Genomic DNA, 703 nt, shown 5'->3' on the forward strand with positions numbered 1-703 from the left:
TTCCTGACCTGGGCCAACACCTGGATGAACCTGCCCTGCGCCACCTGGCCGGTGCCCCAGCGCACCCCGGTCGACGTGAGGACCGGCAAGGGTCTGCCGCCCGTGCTGATCGTCCAGTCCGAGCGGGACGCGGCGACCCCGTACGGCGGCGCCGTCGAGCTGCACAAGCGGCTCAAGGGCTCCCGTCTGATCACCGAGCGGGACGCCGGCTCCCACGGCGTCACCGGCCTGGTCAACCCCTGCGTCAACGACCGGGTCGACACCTACCTGCTCACCGGGAAGCTCGACCGCTCCGACGTGACCTGCGCCCCGCACGCCACGCCGAAGCCGTAACCGCACGACAGTGAGGGGCGGCCGGAACACCCCGGCCGCCCCTCACCCCTGCCCGCGGTGCTCACCGCAGCGGCATGCGCGGCCCCCGCCGCCTCTCCTCCGCCGTGCGCCGCTCGGCCTCCGCGGCCTTCACGTCGGCCGCGTACTGATCGACGTACTCCTGCTCGGAGAGGGAGAGGATGGCGTACATGATCTCGTCCGTGACGGCGCGCAGGACCGCCTTCTCGTTCTCCATGCCCGCGTAGCGGGAGAACTCCAGCGGCTCGCCGAAGCGGATCACCACCGGACGGATGCGGGGGATCCTCCGGCCGGGAGGCTGCGCCTCGAACGTGCCGATCATCGCGCAGGGGACCACCGGCACGCCCGCCTT

The 703-nt window shown here is 72.3% G+C and carries 2 protein-coding genes; one reads left to right on the plus strand and one right to left on the minus strand.

The genetic code is table 11. The features are described from left to right. On the plus strand, positions 1 to 333 hold a 333-nt coding region (locus LPA54_RS34095), incomplete at its 5' end, for an alpha/beta hydrolase (RefSeq protein WP_228984548.1). 61 nt (positions 334 to 394) lie between these two features. Here the strand turns inward: LPA54_RS34095 and LPA54_RS34100 are convergent. Beyond that, a partial coding sequence (locus LPA54_RS34100) for a lysophospholipid acyltransferase family protein (protein ID WP_368857882.1) occupies positions 395 to 703 on the minus strand: 309 nt, incomplete at its 5' end.

Source organism: Streptomyces sp. DH12, assembly GCF_020873895.1.
Taxonomy (GTDB): Bacteria; Actinomycetota; Actinomycetes; order Streptomycetales; family Streptomycetaceae; genus Streptomyces.